We start from the raw sequence: 24061 nt of genomic DNA on the forward strand, positions 1-24061 counted from the left end.
GCGCTCAATCCAGTCTTCCCGTACGGCAGTTGGCGTAGCGCCCGCAGTAGCATGCCAACCCGCGCCCGAAGCGCAATAGCGTGCGGTGCCGCAACAGGAGGCACCATGCGATCCGACAAGCGCACCGGACTGGTCAGTGGAACAGGGCTCATCATCGCCGCTCTGGTGGCGACCATGGTCGCGCTGGCCTTTCCGATCTGGTCGTACGCGGACCGTTCCGGCACCGGCCTGGACACACTGACCGCGCAGACCGTGCCGACCGCGTTCGGTCCGCTCTCGGCCCTGGACCGGGAGTTCGTCACCAGGGTCCGGCTGGCCGGGCTCTGGGAGCTGCCCGCGGGCCAGCAGGCCCAGGAGCGCGGCACCACCCCGGCCGTACGGAGGGCCGGCGAGCACCTCATCGAGGGGCACACGTTCCTCGACGCCCGCGTCCGCAACGTCGCCGCCCGGCTCGGCCTGGAACTGCCCAACCAGCCCAATCCGCAGCAGCGTCAGTGGCTGACCACGCTGAGCGCGGCGCACGGCATCGCGTACGACCAGGACTTCGCGAACATCCTGCGCAGGGCGCACGGCAAGGTCTTCGCCCTGGTGGCCCAGGTCCGCGCGAACACCCGCAACTCGCTCGTACGCGATCTCGCCGACGACGCGAACACCACCGTGCTCGACCACATCAAGGTCCTGGAGGCGACCGGTTACGTGGACTTCGACGCGCTCGCCGTGGACGCGGCGACCGCGAGCCCGCCGCCGCTCACCCACTCCGCCGCGCCGCCCGGCCCGGTCCGGTCACCGTCGTCGCCGGTCCCGGTGACCCCGTCCTCGGGCTATCCGCTCCCGCCGGCCGCCGCACGCCCCAACCCGACCGCCACCTCCTGAGCGCGCGTCCGTGCGGCTTCGGCCGCGCCGGGAGGCGCGGCAAACGGAACGTCACATACCCACAACGGCTCCGTCCCACATAGTGAATAGGGCATGGCGCCCGCCCGGCCCATCGCATAGAAAAACGCCATGTTCTGGGTCCTTCTCCTCCTTCTGGCCTGGGCGGCCGCGGGTGTCGCCTGCGCCCGGCTGTGCCTGGCGGCCGTCCGTGCCGCGACGCTCGACGCCGACATCGCGCTCGGGCACGACCTCACGCTGTACGAGGCGGCGTTCCTGTCCGGCGGCCCGGCCCGGGTGGCCGATCTGACCCTGGTGTCGATGGCCCGTCAGCATCGGCTGCTGCTCGCGCACACCGGCTGGGCGACGGTGGTCGATCCGCGCGGGCGCGACGACATGGAGCGCTCGGTCATCGGGGCCATCGGCCCGGAGGGCCAGTCCCGGATAGCGCCGGTGCGGGCGACCACCGCCGCCGCCGATTCGGTACGCCGACTCGCGGACCACCTGGTCGCGGCCGGCCTCGCCGTCCCCGACGGCGCCCGCACCACGGTGGCGGGGGCCGTCCGCCAGGTCCAGGCCGCCGCGGCAGCGGTCCTCGCGCTGGCCGCCGCGTCCCTGCTGCTGCCGGACCAGTCCCCCGGGAGCGAGGTCCCGGTGGCCGTCTGGTTCATGCTCCCGCTCATTCTGACGGTGAGCTGTCTCGCCATCGCCCGGATCGAGGTGCACCCGTACACCCGCTGGGCCTCTCCGGCCGGGCAGCGGCTGCTCGGCACCCTGGCCCGGCACTGCGACGTGTCCGGCGACGACCGCGCGTATCTGACCTCGGTCGCCGTACGCGGCGTTCGCGCCATCGGCGAGCCGGGGGTGCGGGCGGCCCTGGCACACCGGGACCGCGGCACCGGCCACGGCACTCGACGGCAAGGGGCTCACGAGGGGGGCTGAAGGGCGCCCCCGGGGGGCGCATCGGGGTCATTGGCGCCGACACCGGCGGCCGGTGCTTTACTTCGCCAACTGCCCGACGAAGCATCCCTTTTGTCGCTGCCGTGCGCTGAAGGGATTCGCGATGAGAGCTGCTGTCCTCCACGGAACCGCAGGGTCCATGCTCCTGACCGGCCTCGTCGCCGCTCCGGCGGGCGGCGCACCGGCCTGGCCGGGCCCGGCCGTCTCCGCCGAGGCGCGCGGCACCGCGATCGCCGCCCAGCGCGCCGGGGCCGCGGGCATCCGCTTCGGCACCTGCCCGAAGGTGGAGCATCTGCCGGCCAGCCTCCAGTGCGGCACGGTCACCGTGCCCCTCGACTACGCCCTCCCCGACGGCAAGCGGATCAGACTGACCGTCAGCCGGGTCAGGGCCACCGCCAAGGACCCGCACAACGCTAAGCACAAGGTGCCCCGGCAGGGCGCGCTCGTCTACAACCCCGGCGGTCCCGGCGCCTCCGGCATGTACTTCCCGCTGGTCGGCTTCCTCCCCGAATGGAAGCGGATCGGGGCCGCGTACGACCTCGTCGGCTACGCCCCGCGCGGTGTCGACCGCTCCGCGCCGCTGTCCTGCCAGGACCCGAAGCGCCCGCCGAAGGCTCCCTCGCAGTCACCGACGGTCCCCTCGGAGTCGTACAAGAAGGCGCGGATCGCGGAGGCGAAGGCGTACGCCCGCGGGTGCGCCCAGCGCTCTGGTCCCGCCCTGCGCCACTACACCTCGCTCAACAACGCCCGTGACCTGGACGTGCTGCGCGCCGCGCTCGGCGAGCGGAAGCTGACCTTCATGGGCGCCTCGTACGGAACGTACTTCGGCTCCCTGTACGCGACGCTGTTCCCCTCGCACGTACGCCGGATGGTCTTCGACTCGGCGGTGAACCCCGCGCCCGGGAAGGTCTGGTACCAGAACAACCTGGACCAGTCGGCCGCGTTCGAGGTCCGCTGGGGGGACTTCCGCGCGTGGATGGCCCGGCACGACAAGGTGTACGGGCTCGGCCGTACGCCCGAGGAGGTCCAGCGCTCCTACGAGAGGGCGCGGGCGCGGCTCACCGCATCCCCCGCGGGCGGCAAGGTGGGGCCCGCCCAGTTGCAGGGCGCGTTCCTGCAGGCGGGGTACTACGACGACTACTGGCCGCAGCGCGCCCTGGCGCTGTCCGCCTATCTGAAGGGTGACCCGAAGCCGCTGATCCAGGTGGCGGGACCGCATCCGGAGGCGGCGGCCGAGCAGGAGAACGGCAACGCGGTCTACACCGCCGTGGAGTGCAACGACGCGCCCTGGCCGACCGACTGGCGCACCTGGGACCGCGACAACACCCGTCTCGCGCGGGTCGCTCCGTTCGAGACCTGGGACAACGTGTGGATGAACCTGCCGTGCGCGTACTGGTCCGCGCCGCGGCAGAAGCCGCTCGATGTACGGACGCTGCCCGGGGAGCTGCCGCCGACCTTGATCCTGGCCGCCGAGCGGGACGCGGCGACCCCGTACGAGGGTGCCGAGGAGCTGCAGCGGCGGCTGTGGGGCTCGGTGCTGGTGACCGAGAACGGCGCCGGTACCCATGGGATCGCCGGCGGCCCCAACCAGTGCGTCAACGGCTATCTGGACGCCTATCTGCTGGAGGGCAGGCTCCCCGACCGGAACGCGGGGTGCGCACCGCACCGGGAGCCGACGCCGCAGGCACCGGACAACCGCGCCCGGGGCGCCGAGGGGGCGAAGAGCGCGAAGTCGGCGAAGGGCACGGCTTCGTCGACGGGCTCCGCGCGCCCGGGGACCGCGAAGAGCGTCCGGCGGGCGCCCTGACAGGGATCGCGACAACGTGAAGGCGGGCGTCCCCCACGGGGGCGCCCGCCTCTTGTGCCGGGACGGTCAGGCGAGGCCCGCGACCAGCTCGGCGACGTCCTTGCGGCGGCCGGTGTAGAACGGGACCTCTTCGCGGACGTGCATCCGGGCCTCGGAGGCACGCAGGTGGCGCATGAGGTCGACGATGCGGTGGAGCTCGTCGGCCTCGAAGGCGAGGATCCACTCGTAGTCGCCGAGCGAGAACGAGGCGACCGTGTTCGCGCGCACGTCGGGGTAGCCACGGGCCATCTTGCCGTGGTCGGCGAGCATCCGGCGGCGGTCCTCGTCGGCCAGCAGGTACCAGTCGTAGGAGCGCACGAAGGGGTAGACGCTCACGTAGTCGCGGGGCGTCTCGTCGGCGAGGAACGCCGGGATGTGCGAGCGGTTGAACTCGGCGGGCCGGTGCAGCGCCATGTTCGACCAGACCGGCTCCAGGGCGCGGCCCAGCTTCGTCCGACGGAAGAGGTTGTACGCCTCCTGGAGCTGGTCGGCGGTCTCGGCGTGCCACCAGATCATGACGTCGGCGTCCGCGCGCAGCCCCGACACGTCGTAGGTGCCGCGGACGGTGACGTCCTTCGCGGCGAGCTGGTCGAACAGCTCCTGGACCTCGGCGGCGTAACCGCCGCGGTCCTCGGGCAGCACGTCCTTCAGCCGGAAGACGGACCACAGGGTGTAGCGGATGGCCTCGTTGAGGTCCTTGGCCAGCTTGCCCTTGTTCGGGACCCTGCCGGACTCGGTGGTGGGGGCGTCGTCACTCATGGGGCTATTCTCCCGCGCCGCCGTGCAGGCTCTGCACCGGGTCGGCCCGCAGCGCGTCCAGGGCGCGGGTGTCGCCCTCGATCCGGTCGACGGCCGCGTACGCGGACGCGATGCAGGCGGGGATGCCGACCCCGTCGTACGCCGCGCCGCAGACCGCGAGGCCGGGCAGCTTGCCCACGTGCTCGCGGACGCGGGCCACGCGCGCGTGGTGGCCGACGGGGTACTGGGGCAGCCCGTCGTCCCAGCGCGTCACCCGGGTCTCCACCGGCTCGGCGTCGAGCCCGGTCGCCTCCCGCAGGTCGTGCCGGGACACCCGGACGAGGTCGGCGTCGGACCGGCCGAGCACCTCCGTCTCGCCGTACCGCCCGACGGAGGCGCGCAGCACCAGCAGACCGGGGTCCTGGTCGGCGATCCAGCCCCACTTGCGGGAGGCGAAGGTGGACGCCTTGATGGTGTGCCCGTCGACCGGCGGCACCAGAAAACCGCTTCCTTCGGGGAGGGTGATGCCCTCGCTCCGGTAGGCGAGGGTCACCAGGGCCATCGAGGCGTACTCCACGGCGGCCAGCTCGGCCGCCGCGGCGGGGGCCTCGGCCCGCAGCAGCGCGGCGGCGGCCGGGGCGGGCAGCGCGAGGACGACCGCGTCGGCGTGCAGGACGCGGTCTCCGGCGACGAGGCGCCAGGCCGCGCGGGGCGGCTCTCCGCTGCCGGGCCCGGCCGCCGCGGTCCTGCGCAGCTCGGTCACCGGCGTCCCGGTGAGGATCTCGCCCCCGCGTGCCGTCACCGACTCGGCGACGGCCGGCGGCAGTCGGCCCACTCCCCCGTCGATGCCCATGAACACCGGGCCGGTCTGCCCGGCGGCGGCCGCCTTGGCCTGGATCTCGCGGACGGCCTCGGTGAGGGACGTGTGCGTGCGGGCGGCGGCGTAGAGCTGGGGGACGGCGAGGCGGAGCGAGATGCGGTAGGCGTCGCCCGCGTACACACCGCCGAGGAGGGGTTCGACGAGACGGTCGACGACCTCGCGGCCGAGGCGTGCCGCCACGTACTCACCCACGGCGATGTCCTCGCCCACCTCCGTGCGGGGCAGGTCGGCCTCGCGCTCGATACGGCGCAGGCCCTCTTCCGAGACGACGCCGGCGACGGCGGACGCGCTGCCGGGGACACCCATGACGTGGCCCTTCGGCATGGGGCGCAGCGCTCCGCGGGTCCACAGGGAGGCCGTCGCGGTGGCGGGCGGCTGGAGACGGTCGCCGAGTCCGGCCTCGCGGGCGAGGTCGACGGCCTCCGGACGGCGGGCCAGCATCGACTCGGCACCGAGGTCCACGCGGGCGCCCGCGATCTCGCCGGTCAGCAGCTTGCCGCCGATCCGGTCCGACGCCTCCAGGACGGTGACGCGCGCGCCCCGCCCCAGCAGACGGTGGGCGGCGGCCAGTCCCGCGATCCCTCCGCCGACGACCACGACGTGTCCCGAACCGGTACGAGTGTCCTCTTCGCGCATGACTCCACCTTCTCAAACGCCTCCGCCACCCGTGGCAGGGAGCCCGGTGTCCCGCGTGAGTCCGGACCGTGATCGCATTGGGACCCGATCACGCCAACGTCCCGCACCGGCCGGGCGTCGAAGAACCGTCAGTCGTCACCACCCTGGGGGAGACCCGCATGCGCACAGACAGTCCCGGACATCCGCTCCGGCCCGTGTCACCCGTCCCGTCCGCCGCGTCCGCGGCGCCGGTACCGCCCGTCCGCCCGGTCGGTCGCGTCCGTCCCGCCCGGGTCTTCGCGGGGGTGTTCCTCGTCGCCGCGCTCGCGCTGACGGGATGCGGCTCGAACAACACGGAGACCTCCGGCGACAGCAAGGCGGCCGACCAGGCCGCGGGGAGCGCGAACGGCGCCGGGAAGGTGGCTCCCGGTGCCGCGGGGAGCGGCGGTTCGAGCAGCCGCAGGGCCGCCCCTCCCAAGGTGACCGCGAACAGCATCATCCGCACCGCCTCCCTGACGGTCGTGGTCAAGGAGGTGCCCAAGGCTCTGGACGACGCCCGCGCGACGGCCGAGAACGCCGGCGGCTACGTCGGCGACGAGACCACCACCCGCGACGGGCGGGGCCGCGAGCGCACGCGCCTCGTCCTGCGGGTGCCCAGCGAGCGGTACGACCAGGTGCTCGCCGATCTGGAGGGCACCGGCAAGGTCGTGGAGCGGACGGCCAAGGCGCAGGACGTCACCGATCAGGTCGTGGACGTGGGGAGCCGCGTCACGTCGCAGCGCGCGAGCGTGTCCCGGATCCGCGAGCTGATGGGCCGGGCGACCAAACTCAGTGATGTGGTCGCCCTGGAAGGGGAGTTGAGCACCCGGGAGTCCGACCTGGAGGCGCTGCTCGCCCAGCAGGCGTCGCTGAAGGACCGTACGAGCCTGGCCACGATCACGCTCTCGCTGTCCGAGACACCGGTGAAGAAGGCCGCGAAGAAGGACGCGGACCCGGGCTTCCTGGACGCGCTCTCCGGCGGCTGGAACGTGCTGGTCACCATCGTGCGCTGGCTGGTTCTGGTGATCGGGGCGGTACTCCCCTTCGCGGCGGCCCTGGCCCTGCTCGCCCTGGTGTGGTTGCGCGGGGTGAGCCCCAGGCTGCGTCGCCGCCCGGCCCCGGCGCCGGCTTCCGGCCCCTCCGGCGTTCCTGCCGCGAGTCCGTCACCGGCCCCGGTTCCGGTCTCCCGCCCGGCTTCGGACCCGGCTTCCGGACCGGTGCCGACGACCCCGGCCACGACCGCGCCGAAGCCCGTCCCGCCCACCCGTGACGGGTCCTCGGGCGGTGGCGGGGAGGACTGAAGTGCCGTGTCCCCGTAGCGTGTTCGCATGAGCATGAGCGGTACGAGCGGTAGGAGCGGGGCCCGGGAGCGGCTGGTCGTGATCGGCGGTGACGCGGCGGGCATGTCCGCCGCGTCGCAGGCGCGCCGGCTGCGCGGTCCTGACGAGCTGGAGATCGTGGCGTTCGAGCGGGGGCACTTCACGTCGTACTCGGCGTGCGGCATCCCGTACTGGGTGGGCGGTGACGTCCCCGAACGCGACCGGCTGATCGCGCGGACCCCCGAGGAACACCGTGAGCGCGCCATCGACCTGCGGATGCGTACGGAGGTCACGGAGATCGACGTGGCGGGTGCCCGGGTGCGCTCCCTGGACCTCGGGACCGGGGCCGAGGCGTGGACGTCGTACGACAAACTGGTGATCGGGACCGGCGCGCGTCCGGTCCGCCCGGATCTGCCGGGCGCCGACGCGCCGGGCGTGCACGGCGTGCAGACCCTGGACGACGGGCAGGCCCTGCTCGACACGCTGGCGGTGACGGAGGGCCGCCGTGCCGTGGTCGTCGGCGCGGGCTACATCGGCGTGGAGATGGCCGAGGCCCTCATCAACCACGGGTACGAGGTGACCGTCGTCAACCGGGGCAAGGAACCCATGTCCACGCTGGACCCGGACATGGGCCGCCTGGTGCACACGGCCATGGAGGGGCTCGGCATCACCATGGTCGACGACACCGAGGTCACCGCGTTCCTCACCGGTGCCGACGGGCGGGTCCGCGCGGTCGTCACGGACGACGCCACGTATCCGGCGGACGTGGTGGTGCTCGGGATCGGCGTGCGCCCCGAGACGACGCTCGCCCGCGCGGCGGGGCTGCCGCTCGGCGAACACGGCGGGCTGCTCACCGATCTGGCGATGCGGGTGCGCGGGCACGAGAACATCTGGGCGGGCGGCGACTGCGTCGAGGTGCTCGACCTGGTCTCGGGGCGCGAGCGGCACATCGCGCTGGGCACCCACGCGAACAAGCACGGGCAGGTGATCGGCTCCAACGCGGCGGGTGGGTACGCCACGTTCCCCGGTGTGGTCGGCACGGCGGTGAGCAAGGTCTGCGATCTGGAGATCGCCCGCACCGGGCTGCGCGAGAAGGACGCGCACCGGGCCGGCCTGCGGTTCGAGTCCGTCACCATCGAGTCGACGAGCCGCGCGGGCTACTACCCGGACGCCGCTCTGATGACGGTGAAGATGCTCGCGGAGCGCCGCACGGGCCGGCTGCTGGGCGTGCAGATCGTCGGCCGGGAGGGCGCGGCGAAGCGGGTGGACATCGCGGCGGTGGCGCTGACCGCGGGCATGACGGTGGAACAGATGACGATGCTGGACCTCGGCTACGCGCCGCCCTTCTCCCCGGTCTGGGACCCCGTCCTGGTGGCGGCGCGCAAGGCGGTGGCGAAGGTACGACACGGCGACCGGTGACGAGTCCCGCCCTTCATGGGCGACGGGGGTGCGACACGGCGGCCCGTCCCGGGCGCGGAAACAGGGAACGGCGCCCTGTCACGGGCACGCGAACATACGGCGCGACACCCTTTCCCGGACACGGGAACACACCCCACGGCGCCCTGCCACAGGCGCGGAACCGCACGGCACGACCCCCGTCCCGGGCGCGGGAAGCACAGAGCACGGCCCGCCGTCACGGACACGGCACCACACACGGCACGGCACCCTGTCCCGGGAACACACGGCACGACGCACCCTCCCGGGCGCGGGAACTACGGAGCACGGCGCACCGTCACGGGCGCGGGAAGGCGCGTCGGGCCGGCCTGCCCGGCGGGTGCCGCAGGGGGCCGACGGCGCGTGCAACCGGCCCGCGCGTCGGTTACGCGGACTCGTGTCCGGCCGTCCCGTTGATCCGGTCGATCGCCTGCCGGGCCTGCTCGGCCGGGGGCCGGGGCGGCAGCGAGGAGACCGAGGCCGCCGCCGTGACCGCGGGCGGGGTCTGGGCCGGCTTCGCGTGCGCCGCCGACCGGGAGGAGCGCAGACGGTGGCTGACGGCCTCGTCCAGGGTCACGGGCCGCTGCATCCGGGCCGCGAGCCGTCCGGCCTCCTGGCCGAGCGCGGCGACGTCCTCCCAGGGGAGGTGCAGCACCAGGGCGATTTCCGCCTCGCCGTCGGGCAGGGCATGCATCGGAGGAGTAACTCGGTCGCTCATGGCCTGTGTCCTCACGTCTTCACGTCGTCGCGTCGTACCCGCGCCGTGTCTTCGGCGCGGCGCGGGCGGTCGAGGAGACATACGGCCGCGGGGGCACAGGTGTTCAAAGTGTTCGATGTGTCCGGAGCGAAATCGTGTCGGCGGCCGAGGAGTTGGGCACGTCCCCGAGCGCGGCCGGGCACGGATTCACCCCGCGCATCGGGGGCAGTACTTCCTCGTGGTCATTCCCGTCCATGACGTGAACCCGGTGCGGCGCACGCCCTATGTGACGTACGCGCTGATCGCCGCCAATGTCCTCGTGTTCCTCTACACCCCCGGTCTCGCCGGATCGGTGGCGGGCGACAGCGCCCAGTCGCAGCTGTGCCATCTCCACGCGTTCATGGAGCATTTCGCGGCCGTGCCGCGGGAACTGATCCATCATCGGATGCCCCGGCTGGTGCCGACCGGCGAGGTCGGCGGCGGGCCGCACGGGTCGGGCTGCGTGGTGGGTCCGCCGGGCTACGACAAGTCGCCGCCGCTGTCGGTGCTCACGGCGATGTTCCTGCACGGGAGCTGGCTGCATCTGCTGGGCAACATGCTCTTCCTGCTGATCTTCGGGAACAACATCGAGGACCGGCTCGGACATGTGCGCTTCACGTTGTTCTACGTGGCCTGCGGTTTCGCGGCGGCGTACGGCTTCGCGCTGGTCAACGAGGACTCGGGCGACCCGCTGATCGGTGCCTCGGGGGCGATAGCCGGGGTCCTCGGCGCCTATCTGGTGCTGTATCCGAGAGCCAGGGTCTGGGTGCTCGTCCCGTTCCTGGTGTTCCTGCCGCTCCGGCTGCCCGCGTGGATCGTGCTGGGCTTCTGGTTCGTGCTCCAGGCGGCGTACTCGTCCGGCGCCGCCGTGCCCGCCGCGGGAACGGTGGCCTACGCGGCGCACGTCGTCGGCTTCCTGGCCGGCATGCTCCTGGCCTGGCCGCTGCGCCCCGGCACCCCGCCACCGCCCGAACCGCGCCGTCTGCTGTTCGGCAGACAGGCGCGGCACGGCTGGTGAGCCGACGGGTACGGGAGCCGGGCTAGCGGGCCGTCTGCGTGTGGACGTACTCGACCAGGCGGGTCAGCGCGTCCGGGTCCATGTTCGGCGGGACGCCGTGGCCGAGGTTGAAGACGTGGCCCTCAAGACCGGCGGCGGCGTCGAGCACCTCGCGGGTCTTGGTCTCCACGGCCTCGGTGGTCGAGAAGAGGACGGCGGGGTCGAGGTTGCCCTGGAGCGCCTTGCCGGGGCCGACGCGGCGGGCGGCCTCGTCGAGCGGGACGCGCCAGTCGACGCCGACGACGTCCGCGCCCGCCTCGCCCATGAGGCCGAGCAGTTCACCGGTGCCGACGCCGAAGTGGATGCGCGGCACGCCGTACGAGGCGACGGCGTCGAAGACCTTGGTGGACGCGGGCATCACCGAGCGGCGGTAGTCCGCGGGGGCGAGGGCGCCGACCCAGGAGTCGAAGAGCTGGACGGCGCTCGCGCCGGCCTCGATCTGCACCTTCAGGAAGGCGGTGGTGATCTCGGCGAGGCGGTCGAGCAGGTCGGCCCACAGCTGCGGGTCGCCGTACATGAGCGCCTTGGTGTGCTCGTGGTTCTTGGAGGGACCGCCCTCGACGAGGTAGCTCGCGAGGGTGAACGGCGCGCCCGCGAAACCGATGAGGGGGGTCTCGCCGAGCTCGGCCGTCAGGAGTCCGATCGCCTCGGTGACGTACCAGACGTCCTCGGGGGTCAGATCGCGCAGCTGGGCCAGGTCGGCGCGGGTGCGGATCGGGTTCTGGACGACCGGGCCGACACCCGGCTTGATGTCCAGGTCGACGCCGATGGCCTTCAGCGGGACGACGATGTCGCTGTAGTAGACCGCCGCGTCCACGTTGTGCCGGCGCACCGGCTGGAGGGTGATCTCGGCGACCAGCTCGGGCCGCGTGCAGGACTCCAGCATGGGAATGCCCTCGCGCACCTTGAGGTACTCGGGCAGTGAGCGGCCGGCCTGCCGCATGAACCAGACGGGCGTGTGCGGTACGGGCTCGCGCCTGCACGCCTTGAGGAAGGCGGACTCGTACGTGGCTGTCGGCTGCTGCCCGGCGGGGCTCTGGTTGGCGCTCACGACGGAAAGTCTCCCACGGTTCACGGGCACCCCCGTCCCGGGCTCCGCCGCACCCGCCGTCCCGGCTCCGGACCCGCGGACGGCCCGCCCGCGGAGCGGTGTCCGCGCGGCACGATCCGGACAGGGGTCCCCCGCACGGGTGTCTCTCCCTGCGCGCGGGCTCCGTTCCCCTTAATCTTCCCGGCATGGCTGCGGCTCAGGGACGACTGTCGGACGGCGCTGGCGGAATGGACGACGCGAAGGAGAAGAAGGAGGAGGACAGGAATGCGGCGGAGACGGCCCCGTTGCCCTTCCGGGCGGCCGTCGAGGCGCTGAAGGCCGCGCGGCTGCGGCCGGACATCGAGATCGACCCGACGCGACCACCGCAGCGCCTGGCCCCGTACTCGTACGCGCTCGAGGCCGCGGTCGTCGCCGACGACGAGGATCTGGCCGACGGCCGCCTCGTCCTGCTCCACGACCCGGCCGGGCACGACGCCTGGCAGGGCTCCTTCCGTCTGGTGACCCTGGTCCGCGCGGAGCTGGAGCCGGAGATGGCCGCCGACCCCCTGCTCCCCGAGGTCTGCTGGTCATGGCTGACCGGCGCGCTCCAGGCCCGCGGTCTCTCGTACGGCGAGGCGAGCGGCACCGTGACGCGCGCGAGCTCGCACTACTTCGGCGGGCTCGCGGAGCGCCCGGCCGCCTCGCAGATCGAGATCCGCGCGTCGTGGACACCCCGGGAGGGACTCGGCGGCGTTCCGGACACGGCCGCGCACCTCGCGGGCTGGTGCGACCTGCTGTGCCAGATCGCCGGACTGCCGCCGGTGACCCCGGGTGACGCCTCGGTCGTCACCCTGCCGCAGCGCCGGGGACCACAGTCCCGCTGACCCCCACAAGGGCGCGCGCCGACGCGCGCGCCCTTTCCGTTTCCTTACCGGCCGAATGTCGATACGACCACTTTCGGCCGCGTATCGACGTGGAACGACTCGGTTCGATCTTCGGATGATCGATCGCGTGTCCGAATTGCACGGATTGTTACTCACCACATCGTGATCATTCTCTAAAGGTCGATGGGTTTAGTGCCGAAGACGTCTGTGACCTTGAAAGCACGGTTCGTCCTGGCTCGCCCCCCAGAGCCGGTCCCGTCCCGCACCCCAGGAGGCCTGGTGTCCGTTCTCCTCGAGCAGCCCGCAAGCCTGGTCGCCTACCGCCCGAACAAGCCGACCGCCATGGTGGTCGTGGCCGACCCCCGGGTCCGCTCCACCGTCACCCGCCATCTGTGGGCGCTCGGAGTGCGCGACGTCATCGAGGCGTCGTCCGTCGCGGAGGCCCGTCCCCGAATCGGCAACCCGCGTGACATCTGCGTCGCCGACGTCCACCTGCCGGACGGTTCCGGCCTCACCCTCCTTTCCGAAACCCGAGCCGCGGGCTGGCCCAACGGCCTCGCCCTCTCCGCCGCCGACGACATCGGTGCCGTGCGCAACGCCCTCGCGGGCGGCGTCAAGGGCTACGTCGTCACCGGCACCCGTACGAACGTCGGGCTCCCCACCCGGCCCGGCGCCGCGCCCATCGGCTCGGCCGCCGCCCGTATGCACCGCCGCCCCCCGGGTGCCCCGAGCCACCCGGGCGGCTACCGCGAACTGTCCGGACGCGAGGTCGAAGTCCTTCGGCTGGTCGCGGAAGGCCAGTCGAACAAGGCCATCGGCGTCTCCATGGGCCTGTCCGCGCTGACCGTCAAGAGCCACCTGGCCCGCATCGCGCGCAAGCTCGGCACGGGCGACCGTGCCGGAATGGTCGCGGTGGCCCTGCGGACCGGAATCATCCACTGACCCCTCCCCCGACACCACCCCGACCGCCCCGCCCCGTGACCGCCTCCCCCGCGTGTGAACCGGGTCTTGCACGTACCTGACTGGTTTACGACCATCAGACGCCCGTCGACGGAACGTTCCGTCGGCGGGCGTTGTCCATACACAGATACTCTTGACAGGTGACCGACGCCCAAGAGACCGCAGCAGACAGCTCACTGCGAACCACCGGAGGCGGCCCTCCGGACGACGTCGAATCGGCGCCGACCCCTTTGCTCGAGCCCCGAGAAGGCATTCCGCCCGTGATCGCCGACGATGCCTCGCTCGCCGAGGTGATCGCCGCCTTCGCCGCCGGAACCGGCCCGGTGGCCGTCGACGCCGAACGCGCGTCCGGGTACCGCTACGGCCAGCGCGCCTACCTGGTGCAGCTTCGCCGTGAGGGCGCGGGCAGCGCGCTGATCGACCCCGTGGCCTGTCCCGACCTTTCGGGTCTCGGTGAGGCGATCTCCGGAGCCGAATGGGTGCTGCACGCCGCCACCCAGGACCTGCCCTGTCTCCGCGAGATAGGCATGATCCCCGCCGGTCTCTTCGACACCGAGCTGGCCGGACGGCTGGCGGGGTTCCCCCGGGTGGGCCTGGGCGCGATGGTCGAGAGCGTCCTCGGCTTCGTCCTGGAGAAGGGCCACTCCGCCGTCGACTGGTCGACGCGCCCGCTGCCCGAGCCCTGGCTGCGCTACGCCGCGCTCGACGTGGAGCTCCTCGTCGACCTGCGCGACGCCCTGGAGAAGGAACTCGACCGGCAGGGCAAGCTGGAATGGGCCCGGCAGGAGTTCGACGCGATCGCGCAGGCGGAGCCCGCGCCGCCGCGCAAGGACCCCTGGCGCCGTACGTCCGGGATGCACAAGGTGCGCCGCCGCCGGCAGATGGCCGTCGTACGGGAGCTGTGGGAGACCCGGGACCGGGTCGCGCAGCGCCGGGACATCTCGCCGGGCAAGGTGCTCGGGGACGCGGCGATCGTCGAGGCGGCGCTGGCGGTGCCCGCCAACATGCACGCCCTGGCCGCCCTGAACGGCTTCGGGCACCGCATGGGCCGGCGCCAGCTCGAGCAGTGGCAGGCCGCGGTCGACCGCGCGAAGGCGCTGCCGGACAACGAGCTCCCGCAGCCCGGGCAGCCGGTGACCGGGCCTCCCCCGCCGCGCGCCTGGGCCGACAAGGACCCGGCCGCCGCCGCCCGGCTCTCCGCCGCGCGGACCGCCGTATCGGCGCTGGCCGAGGGGCTGAACATGCCGCAGGAGAACCTGATCACCCCGGACACCGTGCGGCGCGTGTGCTGGGAGCCGCCGGCGACACCGGACACGGAGTCCGTGGGCGCCGCGCTCACCGCCTGCGGGGCGCGGCCCTGGCAGGTCGAGCTGGTCACACCGGTACTGGTGACCGCGCTGTCCCTGAAGACCGTCTAGGTCCACCGTTCGGCCGCCCCCGACGGCGGGTTCCAGGCGCTCCGCGCGCTCGGTTTACGCCGAACGGGTTCTTGAAGCGGAACCGACCCGTCGAACGGACGTCGAGATCACGCCAAGATCCTGGGCAGCCCGACCGCATCACCGGGCTTCCCGGATGTACGGACGCGGCGCGACGCCGTCGGGCAGGCCCCGGCGGCGCAGGCGGACCGGACGCCTTGATCTCGGCGATCTCGGCGATGCCCGCCACGCCCCCGGCACCCGCGGCACCCGTGACTGCCACGCTTTCCACGATCGCGACGACGTGGCGGACCCCGCTCCGCCCTGCGGTGCCGGACCCCGTACCCGGCGGGCCGGACCGGGGCGCCGACGCCTTTCGGATGTGACCTTCGCCGCTCCCGGCCTCGGGACTGGGCAGGTTGGTTACTCGTAAGTAGCATGGGTGCTGAGCGCGCGCTCAGGCGTGTGTCCGCGCAGCAGTGCCATCCCGCATCTGGAGGAGAGCCATCGTGCCTCGTACCGTCAGGGACGTCGTCTTCGTAGACGGCGTCCGCACCCCGTTCGGCAAGGCGGGCCCGAAGGGCATCTACCACGAGACCCGCGCCGACGACCTCGTCGTGAAGGCCATCCGGGAGCTGCTGCGCCGCAACCCCGGTCTTGACCCCAAGAAGATCGACGAGGTCGCCATCGCGGCGACCACGCAGATCGGTGACCAGGGTCTGACCCTGGGCCGCACGGCCGGCATCCTCGCCGGGCTCCCCCAGTCGGTCCCCGGCTACTCCATCGACCGCATGTGCGCCGGCGCCCTGACGGCCGTCACCGCCACCGCGGGCTCCATCGCGTTCGGCGCGTACGACGCCGTCATCGCCGGTGGTGTGGAGCACATGGGGCGCCACCCCATGGGCGAGGGCGTGGACCCGAACCCGCGCTTCGTCAGCGAGAAGCTGGTCGACGAGTCCGCCCTGTTCATGGGCATGACCGCCGAGAACCTGCACGACCGCTACCCGACCATCACCAAGCTGCGCGCCGACGAGTACGCCGTGCGCTCGCAGGAGAAGGCCGCCAAGGCGTACGCCAACGGCAAGATCCAGCAGGACCTGGTGCCGATCTCGGTGCGCAACACCAACGCGGAGGTCGGTGAGACGGGCTGGGGCCTGGTCACCGCCGACGAGCCGATGCGTCCGGGCACCACGCTGGAGAACCTGTCCGGCCTGAAGACCCCGTTCCGCGTCCACGGCCGCGTCACCGCCGGTAACGCGGCCGGTCTGAACGACGGTGCGACCGCGTCGATCCTCGCCTCCGAGGACTTCGCCCGCGAGAACAACCTGCCGGTCAAGATGCGCCTGGTCTCGTACGCCTTCGCGGGCGTCGAGCCGGAGGTCATGGGCTACGGCCCGATCCCGGCCACCGAGAAGGCCCTCGCCAAGGCCGGTCTGTCGATCGAGGACATCAACCTCTTCGAGATCAACGAGGCCTTCGCCGTCCAGGTGCTCGCGTTCCTGGAGCACTACGGCATCGCCGACGACGACGCGCGCGTCAACCAGTACGGCGGCGCCATCGCGTACGGCCACCCGCTCGCCTCCTCCGGCGTCCGTCTGATGACGCAGCTGGCCCGCCAGTTCGAGGAGCAGCCGGAGGTCCGTTACGGCCTCACGACCATGTGCGTCGGCTTCGGCATGGGCGCCACGGTCATCTGGGAGAACCCGCACCACAAGGACGCCGGAGGCGACAAGTGAGCACCGCTGAACTCCTGAAGGGCGCAGCCGAGCTGTTCCCCGACGAGGTCGTGACGTCCGCGAACGTACGCCACCTCGACCTGCCGTTCGGTGCCGGGCGCTTCGCGCTCATCACGCTGGACAACGGCTTCGACCACACCAAGCCGACCACCTTCGGCCCGGCGTCGCTGGCGAACCTCGACACCGCCATCGACCAGGTCGAGCGGGAGGCCGCCGCCGGTGAGATCGTCGGTGTCGGCGTCACCGGCAAGCCGTTCATCTTCGCGGTCGGCGCGGACCTGAAGGGCGTCGAGCTCCTCAAGGAGCACAAGGACGCGCTCGCCATCGGCAAGGGCGGCCACGAGGTCTTCAAGCGCCTGTCGGGCCTCGCGGTCCCGACCTTCGCCTACTACAACGGCGCGGCGATGGGCGGTGGCGTCGAGGTCGGTCTGCACTGCTCGTACCGGACCGTCTCCGCGGCCCTGCCGGCCTTCTCGCTGCCCGAGGTCTTCCTCGGTCTGGTCCCCGGCTGGGGCGGCTGCACGATCCTGCCGAACCTGATCGGCGCCGACAAGGCCGTCACGGTCATCATCGAGAACTCGCTCAACCAGAACAAGCAGCTCAAGGGCGGGCAGGTCTACGACCTCGGCATCGCCGACGCGCTGTTCGAGGGCGCGGACTTCCTGGAGCAGTCGCTGCTGTGGACGGCCTCCGTCCTCAAGGGCGAGATCGCCGTCGAGCGCCCCGCGATCGACCGCGGCGAGGCCTGGGACCAGGCCGTCGCGCGTGGCCGGTCCATCGCCGACGGCAAGGTGCACGGGGCCGCCCCGGCCGCCTACCGTGCGCTGGACATCATCGCCGAGGCCAAGGACGGCGACCTGCAGAAGGGCTACGACGCCGAGGACGTGGCGCTCGCCGACCTGATCATGGGTGGCGAACTGCGCTCCGGCATCTACGCCTTCAACCTGGTCCAGAAGCGTGGCAAGCGTCCGGCGGGTGCGCCGGACAAGTCGCTCGCGCGTCCGGTCACCAAGGTGGGCGTCGTGGGCGCGGGCCTGATGGCCTCGCAGCTCGCGCTGCTCTTCCTGCGCCGCCTCGAGGTGCCGGTCGTGCTGACCGACATCGACCAGGAGCGCGTCGACAAGGGTGTGGGCTACGTCCACGCCGAGATCGACAAGCTGCTGCTCAAGAGCCGCATCAACAAGGACAAGGCCAACCGCCTGAAGGCCCTGGTCTCCGGTGTGCTGGACAAGGCCGAGGGCTTCTCCGACGCGGACTTCGTCATCGAGGCCGTCTTCGAGGAGATCGGCGTCAAGCAGCAGGTGTTCGCGGAGGTCGAGGCGGTCGCCCCGGCGCACGCGATCTTCGCCACCAACACCTCCTCGCTGTCGGTGAGCGAGATGGCGTCGAAGCTGAAGAACCCCGAGCGGGTCGTGGGCTTCCACTTCTTCAACCCGGTCGCGATCCTCCCGCTCCTGGAGATCGTGCGCGGCGAGCAGACCGACGACGCCTCGCTGGCCACGGCGTTCGCCGTCGCCAAGAAGCTGAAGAAGACCGCGGTTCTCACCAAGGACGCCCCGGCGTTCGTCGTGAACCGCATCCTGACCCGCTTCATGGGCGAGATCCAGAACGTCATCGACGAGGGCACGTCGGTCGAGGTCGCCGAGAAGGCCATCGAGCCGCTCGGCCTGCCGATGTCTCCGCTGGTCCTGCTCGAACTGGTCGGTCCCGCGATCGGTCTGCACGTCTCGGAGACCCTCAACCGGGCCTTCCCGGACCGCTTCACGGTCTCCCCGAACCTCGCGGCCGTCGTCAAGGCGGGCAAGCGCGGCTTCTACGTGTACTCCGCGGAGAACGGCTTCAAGCCGGAGCTGGACCCCGAGGTCGCCGCGCTCCTCAAGCAGGGCGATGTCGTCCTCACCGAGGGGCAGGTCCGTGACCGCGTCCTGGACGCCGTCGCCCAGGAGATCGGGCTCATGCTCGACGAGGGCGTCGTCGCCGAGGCCCAGGACATCGACCTCTGCCTGATCACCGGCGCCGGCTGGCCCTTCCACCTGGGCGGCATCACGCCGTACCTGGACCGTGAGGGTGTCTCCGAGCGGGTGACCGGGAAGCGGTTCCTGGAGCCGGGGTTGGCGTCGGTTCCGGCGTAACGGCCTGACGGCACAAGGGAAGAGGGCCTCCGCGCGGTGCGCGGAGGCCCTCTCTCGTTCTCAACGCCCTTGGACCGGGGCCCGGTTCACCAGACCGGCAGGTCCGGGTAGTGCTCGCATGCATGCGCCGGAGCGGCCTTCCCGGGATTCGCCGCGGCTTCTAGCGGCTGCGGCGGCGGCCCTTGGAGCGGCGCGGGTAGGGGAAGAGCCGCGGACGTCGCTTGGCGGCCACGTCCTCGATCCAGCCGAAGAGCAGGATCGCCAGGCAGATCAGCGGAACGGCGACCACCAGCGCGGTCCACTGGCTCGCCAGCAACCACTGCGCGTGGTCGTAGAGGAAGGCGTTGTCCCACAGTTGGTCGATCAGCGGCTCGGTCAGCACCAGCGCGAAGGAGTGCCACAGGTAGACGCTGACCGCGCGGGAGTTGAGCAGGCTGATCACGCCGTTGAACCGCTCCAGCGGTTTGGGCCACTGCTCCCAGGACGGGCTCAGGTGGAGCAGCAGCAGCACCGCGCCGAACGACCAGATCGCCTGGGCGACCGGTACCGCTTCCAGATCGTGCCCGATCCGCGGGTTGTCCACCGGCGACTGCAGCAGCCACCAGTAGCCGAATACCAGCACCAGCGGTGCGAGGGACGGCACGACGTACTGCGGGATCTTGCGGAGCAGTCCCTCCTGGTGGGCCATGCCGAGCAGCCAGCAGGAGCCGAAGGTGGTGAAGTCGGTGGCGGCTTCCATCAGCCGGCCGGACTGGTCGACCAGTCCGGAGTTGATGAAGACCGCGAGCGCCAGCGGCACCAGCAGGGTGACCCAGGGCAGCTTCCGCATCGCCTTGAGCATGAGCGGCGACAGCAGGACGTACCAGAGGTAGGCGCGCAGGTACCACAGCGGCACACAGATCTGTTCGGCCCAGGAACTCGGCAGGTGCCCGCCGAAGGTGTGCAGCGAGGCCCCGAACGGCGGCTCGCTGAACGGCAGGACCCAGTAGGCCAGGTCGCCCCACCACCAGTTGGTGTGATGGTGGTCGGGCCTCCAGCCTTCCATGATCATCAGCGGCACCACGACCGCGCCGAACAGCCACATCGGCGGCAGCAGACGGCGCAGCCGGCCGCGGATCACGCTCAGTGCCGGCCGCTTGAGGGACCGCACCATCAGCGACCCGGCCAGCGCGAACATGACGCCCATGGAGGGGAAGACGATCGGCAGCCAGGTCCAGCTGAAGTTGTGATAGACCACCACGCGGACCAGGGCCAGCGCCCGCAGCAGGTCGAGGTAGCGGTCACGGCCGGGCTTCCGCGCGGGGGCGGCCTCCTCGGGCTGCGGGGCGCGCTGCGCGGACATCACGGCAGGGTCCGTCACCCGCAGGGCGACGGTGTCGAAAGAGCCTCGGGTGCCGTAGCCACCTTGTTCCGCGGTACTCATGAAGACATCGCCCCCGTTGTGACATCGAGCCCCACCTCACCGGTGCGCTTCAGCTTCTGCCAGCGCAACCTGCCTCCCGTCAGAGCGGTGATGGCGGACTGCATCAGCACCATGTACATGAGCACCCGGTAGACCACCTGCTGGGCCGGCAGCGTGATCAGATGCCACGCCTTCTCCTTGTCCAGCCGGAAGGACCACCAGGCGCAGACGGCCTGAAGGGCCATCACCGCGAACCAGGCGGCCAGGGTCTTGTACGCGTCGACGAAGACCACGCCGTAGACCATGCCGACGTCGAAGGCGGGCGCGAGCAGCGGGGTGACCACCATGAACAGGGCGACGAACGGCAGGCCCACCCGGCCGAAGTGGCCGGCCGCGCCGCGCTCCAGCAACGCGTGCCGGTGCTTCCACATCGCCTGCATGGTGCCGTAGCTCCAGCGGTACCGCTGCGACCACAGCTGCTTCATGCTGACGGGCGCCTCGGTCCAGGCGCGGGCGTCCTCCGCGTAGACGACCTTCCAGCCGGCCCGGTGCAGGGCCATGGTCACGTCGGTGTCCTCGGCGAGGGTGTCGTCGCTCATGCCGCCCGCCTGCTCCAGCGCCGAACGGCGGAAGCCGCCCACGGCGCCGGGGATGGTCGGCATGCAGTTGAGCACGTCGTACATCCGGCGGTCGAGGTTGAAGCCCATCACGTACTCGATGTGCTGCCAGGCACCGATCAGCGTGTCGCGGTTGCCGACCTTGGCGTTGCCGGCCACCGCGCCGACGCGCGGGTCGGCGAAGGGCTGCACCAGTTCCCGGACGGTGGCGGGTTCGAAGACCGTGTCGCCGTCCATCATGACGATCAGGTCGTACGAGGCCGCGGCCACACCGGTGTTGAGGGCGGTCGGCTTGCCGCTGTTCGGCTGCCGGATCAGCCGGACCATCGGCAGGCCGAGCTCCTCCACGATGGCGGACGTGTCGTCGGTCGACCCGTCGTCGACCACGATCACTTCGATGGGGTAGTCGCTTGTGGCCAGGGAGAGCAGGGTGTTGGTGATGCACTCCTGCTCGTTGTACGCGGGTACCACCACGGTGACCGGTTCGGTGACCGGGGCGCCCCAGGAGAAGCCCGGTTTGCGGATGCGCCGCACATGGATGGCCGAGAGCACCAGCATCAGCGCGAACCGCGCCATGACCAGCGCACCGACGACCGCGAGCAGGCCGACCAGCCACGGCATCAGCCGCACCGAGAAGGTGGTGCACCACAGGAACGCCTTGCCGACCCACAGGTTGTAGCTGGTGACCTCGGCGTTGGCGGAGCCGGTGCCGAGCGCCTCGCCGGTGGTCTTGAAGGTGTAGCCCTGGGCCTTGAGCTTGTCGATGACGACCGGCAGCGCGGCCAGCGTCTGCGCCCGGTTGCCGCCCGCGTCGTGCATCAGGATCATCTCGCCCTGGCCGGGGAGGTCGGGCATGGCGGACTTGACGATGGCGTCGACGCCGGGGCGCTTCCAGTCGTCGGTGTCCTTGTCGATGAAGGCGGTCAGGTACCCCTCCGACCCCGCCTGCTTGGTCACCGGCCACGACCAGTCGTCCAGCGCGTCCACGGTGGAGGAGTAGGGCGGGCGGAACAGGCTGGTGTGGATGCCGGCGACACCGGCCAGCGCGAGCTGGGTCTCGCCCAGCTCCCAGGTGAGCCGGCTGCCGGAGTGCAGCGCGAGGTCGGGGTGGGTGAAGGTGTGCAGACCGATCTCATGGCCGTCGGCCACGATCCGGCGGATCAGCGCCGGGTTGCGGGTGACCATCGCGCCGGTGACGAAGAAGTCGGCGCGGACGTTCTTCTCCTTCAGCACCTTGAGGATCTTCGGCGTCCACTGGGGGGACGGCCCGTCGTCGAAGGAGAGGACGACGGTCTTGCTCGGGATCGTGTAGCTGACCGGCTTGCTGTTCCTGCCGCCGCGCGCGTCGACGATCGGGCCGCCCTCCAGCACGCTGTTCGGGACGGTGACCTTGTCCACCGAGACGGCGATGCGCTCGTCGTGGAAGACCTCGTTGTTCGCCATGCCCCGAAGCACCATCAGCGCCAGCAGGGTCGCCAGTACGGTCACCGGCAGAAAGAAACGCAGGGGAGGTGCGGCGAGTCGGCGCGGCCGCGCGATGGACTGCCGGGGGCGTTGGTGACGGGTGCGGGACATGGACTTCCTGGTCGGTCGCGTCTGGCTACGGCGTGGTGGCGCCGGACACGGAGCTTGACGCCGCCGTACCGGCCGTCGGCGCAGCCGTAACTGACGCGGTGGTGCCGGACACGGAGCCTGACGCTGCCGTACCGGCCGCCGGGGTAGCGGTGACTGACGGGGTGGCGTCGGATCCGGTGGCGACGGACACGGAGCTCGACGCCGCAGTACCGGCCGCCGGCGTAGTGGTGACGGACGCGGTGACGTCGGATGTGGTCGCCGGGGCGGCGGTGCTCTTTCCGGGCTCGGCGACGCCGGGAGCCGCGGGAAGGGGCGCGTTCAGGTACTGGCTGGGCGGTGTGGTGTTCGCGCTGCCGGGGACGGTGAGCGCGGGCGCCTGCGACTGGGTTCCCACCAGGCCGGAGACCATCGCCACCACGAACCCGGTGCAGATGATGCCCAGCAGCCAGCCGAGGCCGCGCAAACGGCGGCCGCGCAGACCGGTCTGGTCCACAAAGACGGGAGCCGACTCGACCTCCGTGGAGGCACTGGTCATCGACAGCCTCGAGCTTCCTTCATCGTGTGACAACTGCCAGCTCGGTGCTGTGCTGAAAGTAGTGATCAGTGCGGAAAGGTGATCAATGTGCGTGGAAACGGAGATTAGCCGACCCGCCGCCGATCATGTAACAAGACTAGTATGAAGATTCGGTGAATGTCACGCGGGTCTCGTAGAGTTCGAGCGACGAAGCCAGTTTCCTGCTTGAACGGACCTTCACGCATGGCCATAGCCCGCCGCCGCAGCCGCTCGACGGTCGCCTCGATCCTCATGATCGCCGTCGCGTTCCTGGTGGGTGCCTGTGGCGGCGCAGGAAGCGGCGGTGCCAAGGCGGGCACGGCCGCCCCGCCGGCCGCGCACTTCCAGGTCTCGTCCATGCTCAGGCCGTCCGGCCGCGCGCTGGGCGTCGTCGACGACAAGACGCCCTGGCAGTACGGCATCGTCACCGCCTTCGCCAAAGAGGCCGGGCGGGCCCCTGACATCCGCGAGTACTACAGCTCCTGGGGCGACGACTTCGACGCGGAGGGCAACGCCTTCCTGTGGCATCACGGCCAGCTGCCCATGATGGCGCTGGTGCCCTCCGACACCTCGCTCGCCGACATCGCCAAGGGCAAGGACGACGCCTACATCCGCCGGCTGGCGGGTCAGATCGCGGCCTACGACGGCCCATTGGCCCTCTCCTTCGCCGGCGAGATGAACGGTCCGTGGAACTCCTGGGGTCCCCAGCACACCAAGCCCGTCGACTTCGTCGCGTCTTGGAAACATCTGCACGACATCTTCACGGCGCAGGGTGTCACCAACGTGATCTGGGTGTGGACTCCGCACGTGGTCGACTCGGGCACCACCGCCGCACTGCGTCCCTACTACCCGGGCAACGCCTACGTCGACTGGGTCGGCCTCATCGGCTACTACGGGCCGATCGACGGGGTCGCCTTCTCCAGCCTGTTCACCCCGACCCTGCGTCAGGTGGCGGGCTTCTCCGGCAAGCCGGTGCTGATCGCGGAAACCGGGGTGGCGCAGGGCACCGGCAAGGAGGCGCACATCCGTGACCTGTTCCGGGGTGCCACGAAAGCCGGCGTCATCGGGCTCGTCTGGTACGACCAGCGCAAGGACTGGCCAGGCGGCACGCAGTTGATGGACTGGCGGATCAGCACCTCGGTGGGTGCGCTGGCCGCGTTCCAGGTGGAGTCGGCCCGGAACAGCTTCGGTCATTCGTTCAAAAACGGCTGATACGCAGCAAGCAGGGCAAGCCGGGCACGAGCCCGCAAGGAACGACATTTA

The 24061-nt window shown here is 71.4% G+C and carries 19 protein-coding genes; 12 read left to right on the forward strand and 7 right to left on the reverse strand.

All coding sequences use genetic code 11. The features are described from left to right. Positions 1-105: 105 nt before the first annotated feature. From ACIQRL_RS15020 to ACIQRL_RS15030, 3 genes are all read left to right on the forward strand, one after another. Positions 106-873, forward strand: a complete 768-nt coding sequence (locus ACIQRL_RS15020) for a DUF4142 domain-containing protein (RefSeq protein ID WP_401331593.1) — start codon at positions 106-108, stop codon at positions 871-873. Between the two features lie 129 nt (positions 874-1002). Further along, positions 1003-1812, forward strand: a complete 810-nt coding sequence (locus tag ACIQRL_RS15025) for a TIGR04222 domain-containing membrane protein (protein WP_401331595.1) — start codon at positions 1003-1005, stop codon at positions 1810-1812. Between the two features lie 121 nt (positions 1813-1933). After that, a complete protein-coding gene (locus tag ACIQRL_RS15030) occupies positions 1934-3637 on the forward strand; it encodes an alpha/beta hydrolase (RefSeq protein ID WP_401331597.1) in 1704 nt (567 codons plus the stop codon). Between the two features lie 66 nt (positions 3638-3703). Here ACIQRL_RS15030 and hemQ read toward each other — a convergent pair whose 3' ends face one another. Further along, a complete protein-coding gene (gene hemQ, locus ACIQRL_RS15035; protein WP_401331599.1) occupies positions 3704-4435 on the reverse strand; it encodes a hydrogen peroxide-dependent heme synthase in 732 nt (243 codons plus the stop codon). Positions 4436-4439: 4 nt separating this feature from the next. Next, positions 4440-5930 carry a protoporphyrinogen oxidase gene (gene hemG, locus ACIQRL_RS15040; protein WP_401331601.1) on the reverse strand — a complete coding sequence of 497 codons (1491 nt, stop codon included), beginning with the start codon at positions 5928-5930 and terminating at the stop codon, positions 4440-4442. Between the two features lie 158 nt (positions 5931-6088). On the opposite strand from hemG, the gene ACIQRL_RS15045 reads away from it, so the two are divergent. Both ACIQRL_RS15045 and ACIQRL_RS15050 read left to right on the forward strand, forming a co-directional pair. Next, entirely contained in the window at positions 6089-7249 is a 1161-nt protein-coding gene (locus ACIQRL_RS15045) for a DUF4349 domain-containing protein (protein WP_401331603.1), read from the forward strand. Positions 7250-7276: 27 nt separating this feature from the next. Then, on the forward strand, positions 7277-8686 hold the full coding sequence (locus tag ACIQRL_RS15050) for an FAD-dependent oxidoreductase (RefSeq protein WP_401331605.1): 1410 nt from the start codon (positions 7277-7279) through the stop codon (positions 8684-8686). Between the two features lie 400 nt (positions 8687-9086). On the opposite strand, the gene ACIQRL_RS15055 is transcribed toward ACIQRL_RS15050, so the two are convergent. Further along, the gene (locus tag ACIQRL_RS15055; protein ID WP_401331607.1) at positions 9087-9419 is read right to left on the reverse strand and encodes a hypothetical protein; all 333 of its coding nucleotides are present in this window, start codon (positions 9417-9419) and stop codon (positions 9087-9089) included. A 217-nt stretch (positions 9420-9636) separates the two neighbouring features. Here ACIQRL_RS15055 and ACIQRL_RS15060 point away from each other — a divergent pair, with 217 nt between their 5' ends. Beyond that, a complete protein-coding gene (locus ACIQRL_RS15060; protein ID WP_401331609.1) occupies positions 9637-10455 on the forward strand; it encodes a rhomboid family intramembrane serine protease in 819 nt (272 codons plus the stop codon). A 22-nt stretch (positions 10456-10477) separates the two neighbouring features. Here the strand turns inward: ACIQRL_RS15060 and hemE are convergent, their stop codons facing one another. Continuing rightward, positions 10478-11545, reverse strand: a complete 1068-nt coding sequence (gene hemE / locus ACIQRL_RS15065) for a uroporphyrinogen decarboxylase (RefSeq protein WP_401331611.1) — start codon at positions 11543-11545, stop codon at positions 10478-10480. A 185-nt stretch (positions 11546-11730) separates the two neighbouring features. On the opposite strand from hemE, the gene ACIQRL_RS15070 reads away from it, so the two are divergent. The 5 genes from ACIQRL_RS15070 to ACIQRL_RS15090 all read left to right on the forward strand — a co-directional run bounded on the left by ACIQRL_RS15070 (position 11731) and on the right by ACIQRL_RS15090 (position 18651). Continuing rightward, positions 11731-12408: a DUF3000 domain-containing protein gene (locus ACIQRL_RS15070; RefSeq protein ID WP_401331613.1), complete on the forward strand. Its 678-nt coding sequence runs from the start codon at positions 11731-11733 to the stop codon at positions 12406-12408. A 279-nt stretch (positions 12409-12687) separates the two neighbouring features. Then, the gene (locus ACIQRL_RS15075; RefSeq protein WP_019073943.1) at positions 12688-13350 is read left to right on the forward strand and encodes a response regulator transcription factor; all 663 of its coding nucleotides are present in this window, start codon (positions 12688-12690) and stop codon (positions 13348-13350) included. Positions 13351-13508: 158 nt separating this feature from the next. Beyond that, on the forward strand, positions 13509-14786 hold the full coding sequence (locus ACIQRL_RS15080; RefSeq protein WP_401331616.1) for a ribonuclease D: 1278 nt from the start codon (positions 13509-13511) through the stop codon (positions 14784-14786). Between the two features lie 506 nt (positions 14787-15292). After that, positions 15293-16519: an acetyl-CoA C-acyltransferase gene (locus tag ACIQRL_RS15085; RefSeq protein ID WP_261704412.1), complete on the forward strand. Its 1227-nt coding sequence runs from the start codon at positions 15293-15295 to the stop codon at positions 16517-16519. Further along, a complete protein-coding gene (locus ACIQRL_RS15090) occupies positions 16516-18651 on the forward strand; it encodes a 3-hydroxyacyl-CoA dehydrogenase NAD-binding domain-containing protein (RefSeq protein WP_401331618.1) in 2136 nt (711 codons plus the stop codon). The genes ACIQRL_RS15085 and ACIQRL_RS15090 overlap by 4 nt, the downstream gene beginning before the upstream one ends. Before the next feature lie 160 nt (positions 18652-18811). Here ACIQRL_RS15090 and ACIQRL_RS15095 read toward each other — a convergent pair whose 3' ends face one another. The 3 genes from ACIQRL_RS15095 to ACIQRL_RS15105 form a co-directional block, all read right to left on the reverse strand. Then, positions 18812-19993, reverse strand: a complete 1182-nt coding sequence (locus ACIQRL_RS15095) for an acyltransferase (protein WP_401331752.1) — start codon at positions 19991-19993, stop codon at positions 18812-18814. A 77-nt stretch (positions 19994-20070) separates the two neighbouring features. Further along, complete coding sequence (locus ACIQRL_RS15100; protein WP_401331620.1) at positions 20071-22245, reverse strand: glycosyltransferase; 2175 nt, start codon at positions 22243-22245, stop codon at positions 20071-20073. 25 nt (positions 22246-22270) lie between these two features. Further along, the gene (locus ACIQRL_RS15105; protein ID WP_401331622.1) at positions 22271-22780 is read right to left on the reverse strand and encodes a hypothetical protein; all 510 of its coding nucleotides are present in this window, start codon (positions 22778-22780) and stop codon (positions 22271-22273) included. 222 nt (positions 22781-23002) lie between these two features. Between ACIQRL_RS15105 and ACIQRL_RS15110 the strand changes: the two genes are divergently transcribed. Further along, a complete protein-coding gene (locus tag ACIQRL_RS15110; protein ID WP_401331624.1) occupies positions 23003-24010 on the forward strand; it encodes a glycoside hydrolase family 26 protein in 1008 nt (335 codons plus the stop codon). The last annotated feature ends 51 nt before the right edge of the window (positions 24011-24061 follow it).

Source organism: Streptomyces sp. NPDC091209, assembly GCF_044757755.1.
Taxonomy (GTDB): Bacteria; Actinomycetota; Actinomycetes; order Streptomycetales; family Streptomycetaceae; genus Streptomyces.

What these genes read in the sequence shown, in the direction of transcription:
- ACIQRL_RS15020 (WP_401331593.1), top strand. Translation starts at nt 106, where the DNA reads ATGCGATCCGACAAGCGCACCGGACTGGTCAGTGGAACAGGGCTCATC.
- ACIQRL_RS15025 (WP_401331595.1), top strand. Translation starts at nt 1,003, where the DNA reads ATGTTCTGGGTCCTTCTCCTCCTTCTGGCCTGGGCGGCCGCGGGTGTC.
- ACIQRL_RS15030 (WP_401331597.1), top strand. Translation starts at nt 1,934, where the DNA reads ATGAGAGCTGCTGTCCTCCACGGAACCGCAGGGTCCATGCTCCTGACC.
- hemQ (WP_401331599.1), bottom strand. Translation starts at nt 4,435, where the DNA reads ATGAGTGACGACGCCCCCACCACCGAGTCCGGCAGGGTCCCGAACAAG.
- hemG (WP_401331601.1), bottom strand. Translation starts at nt 5,930, where the DNA reads ATGCGCGAAGAGGACACTCGTACCGGTTCGGGACACGTCGTGGTCGTC.
- ACIQRL_RS15045 (WP_401331603.1), top strand. Translation starts at nt 6,089, where the DNA reads ATGCGCACAGACAGTCCCGGACATCCGCTCCGGCCCGTGTCACCCGTC.
- ACIQRL_RS15050 (WP_401331605.1), top strand. Translation starts at nt 7,277, where the DNA reads ATGAGCATGAGCGGTACGAGCGGTAGGAGCGGGGCCCGGGAGCGGCTG.
- ACIQRL_RS15055 (WP_401331607.1), bottom strand. Translation starts at nt 9,419, where the DNA reads ATGAGCGACCGAGTTACTCCTCCGATGCATGCCCTGCCCGACGGCGAG.
- ACIQRL_RS15070 (WP_401331613.1), top strand. Translation starts at nt 11,731, where the DNA reads ATGGCTGCGGCTCAGGGACGACTGTCGGACGGCGCTGGCGGAATGGAC.
- ACIQRL_RS15095 (WP_401331752.1), bottom strand. Translation starts at nt 19,993, where the DNA reads ATGTCCGCGCAGCGCGCCCCGCAGCCCGAGGAGGCCGCCCCCGCGCGG.
- ACIQRL_RS15100 (WP_401331620.1), bottom strand. Translation starts at nt 22,245, where the DNA reads ATGTCCCGCACCCGTCACCAACGCCCCCGGCAGTCCATCGCGCGGCCG.
- ACIQRL_RS15105 (WP_401331622.1), bottom strand. Translation starts at nt 22,780, where the DNA reads ATGACCAGTGCCTCCACGGAGGTCGAGTCGGCTCCCGTCTTTGTGGAC.
- ACIQRL_RS15110 (WP_401331624.1), top strand. Translation starts at nt 23,003, where the DNA reads ATGGCCATAGCCCGCCGCCGCAGCCGCTCGACGGTCGCCTCGATCCTC.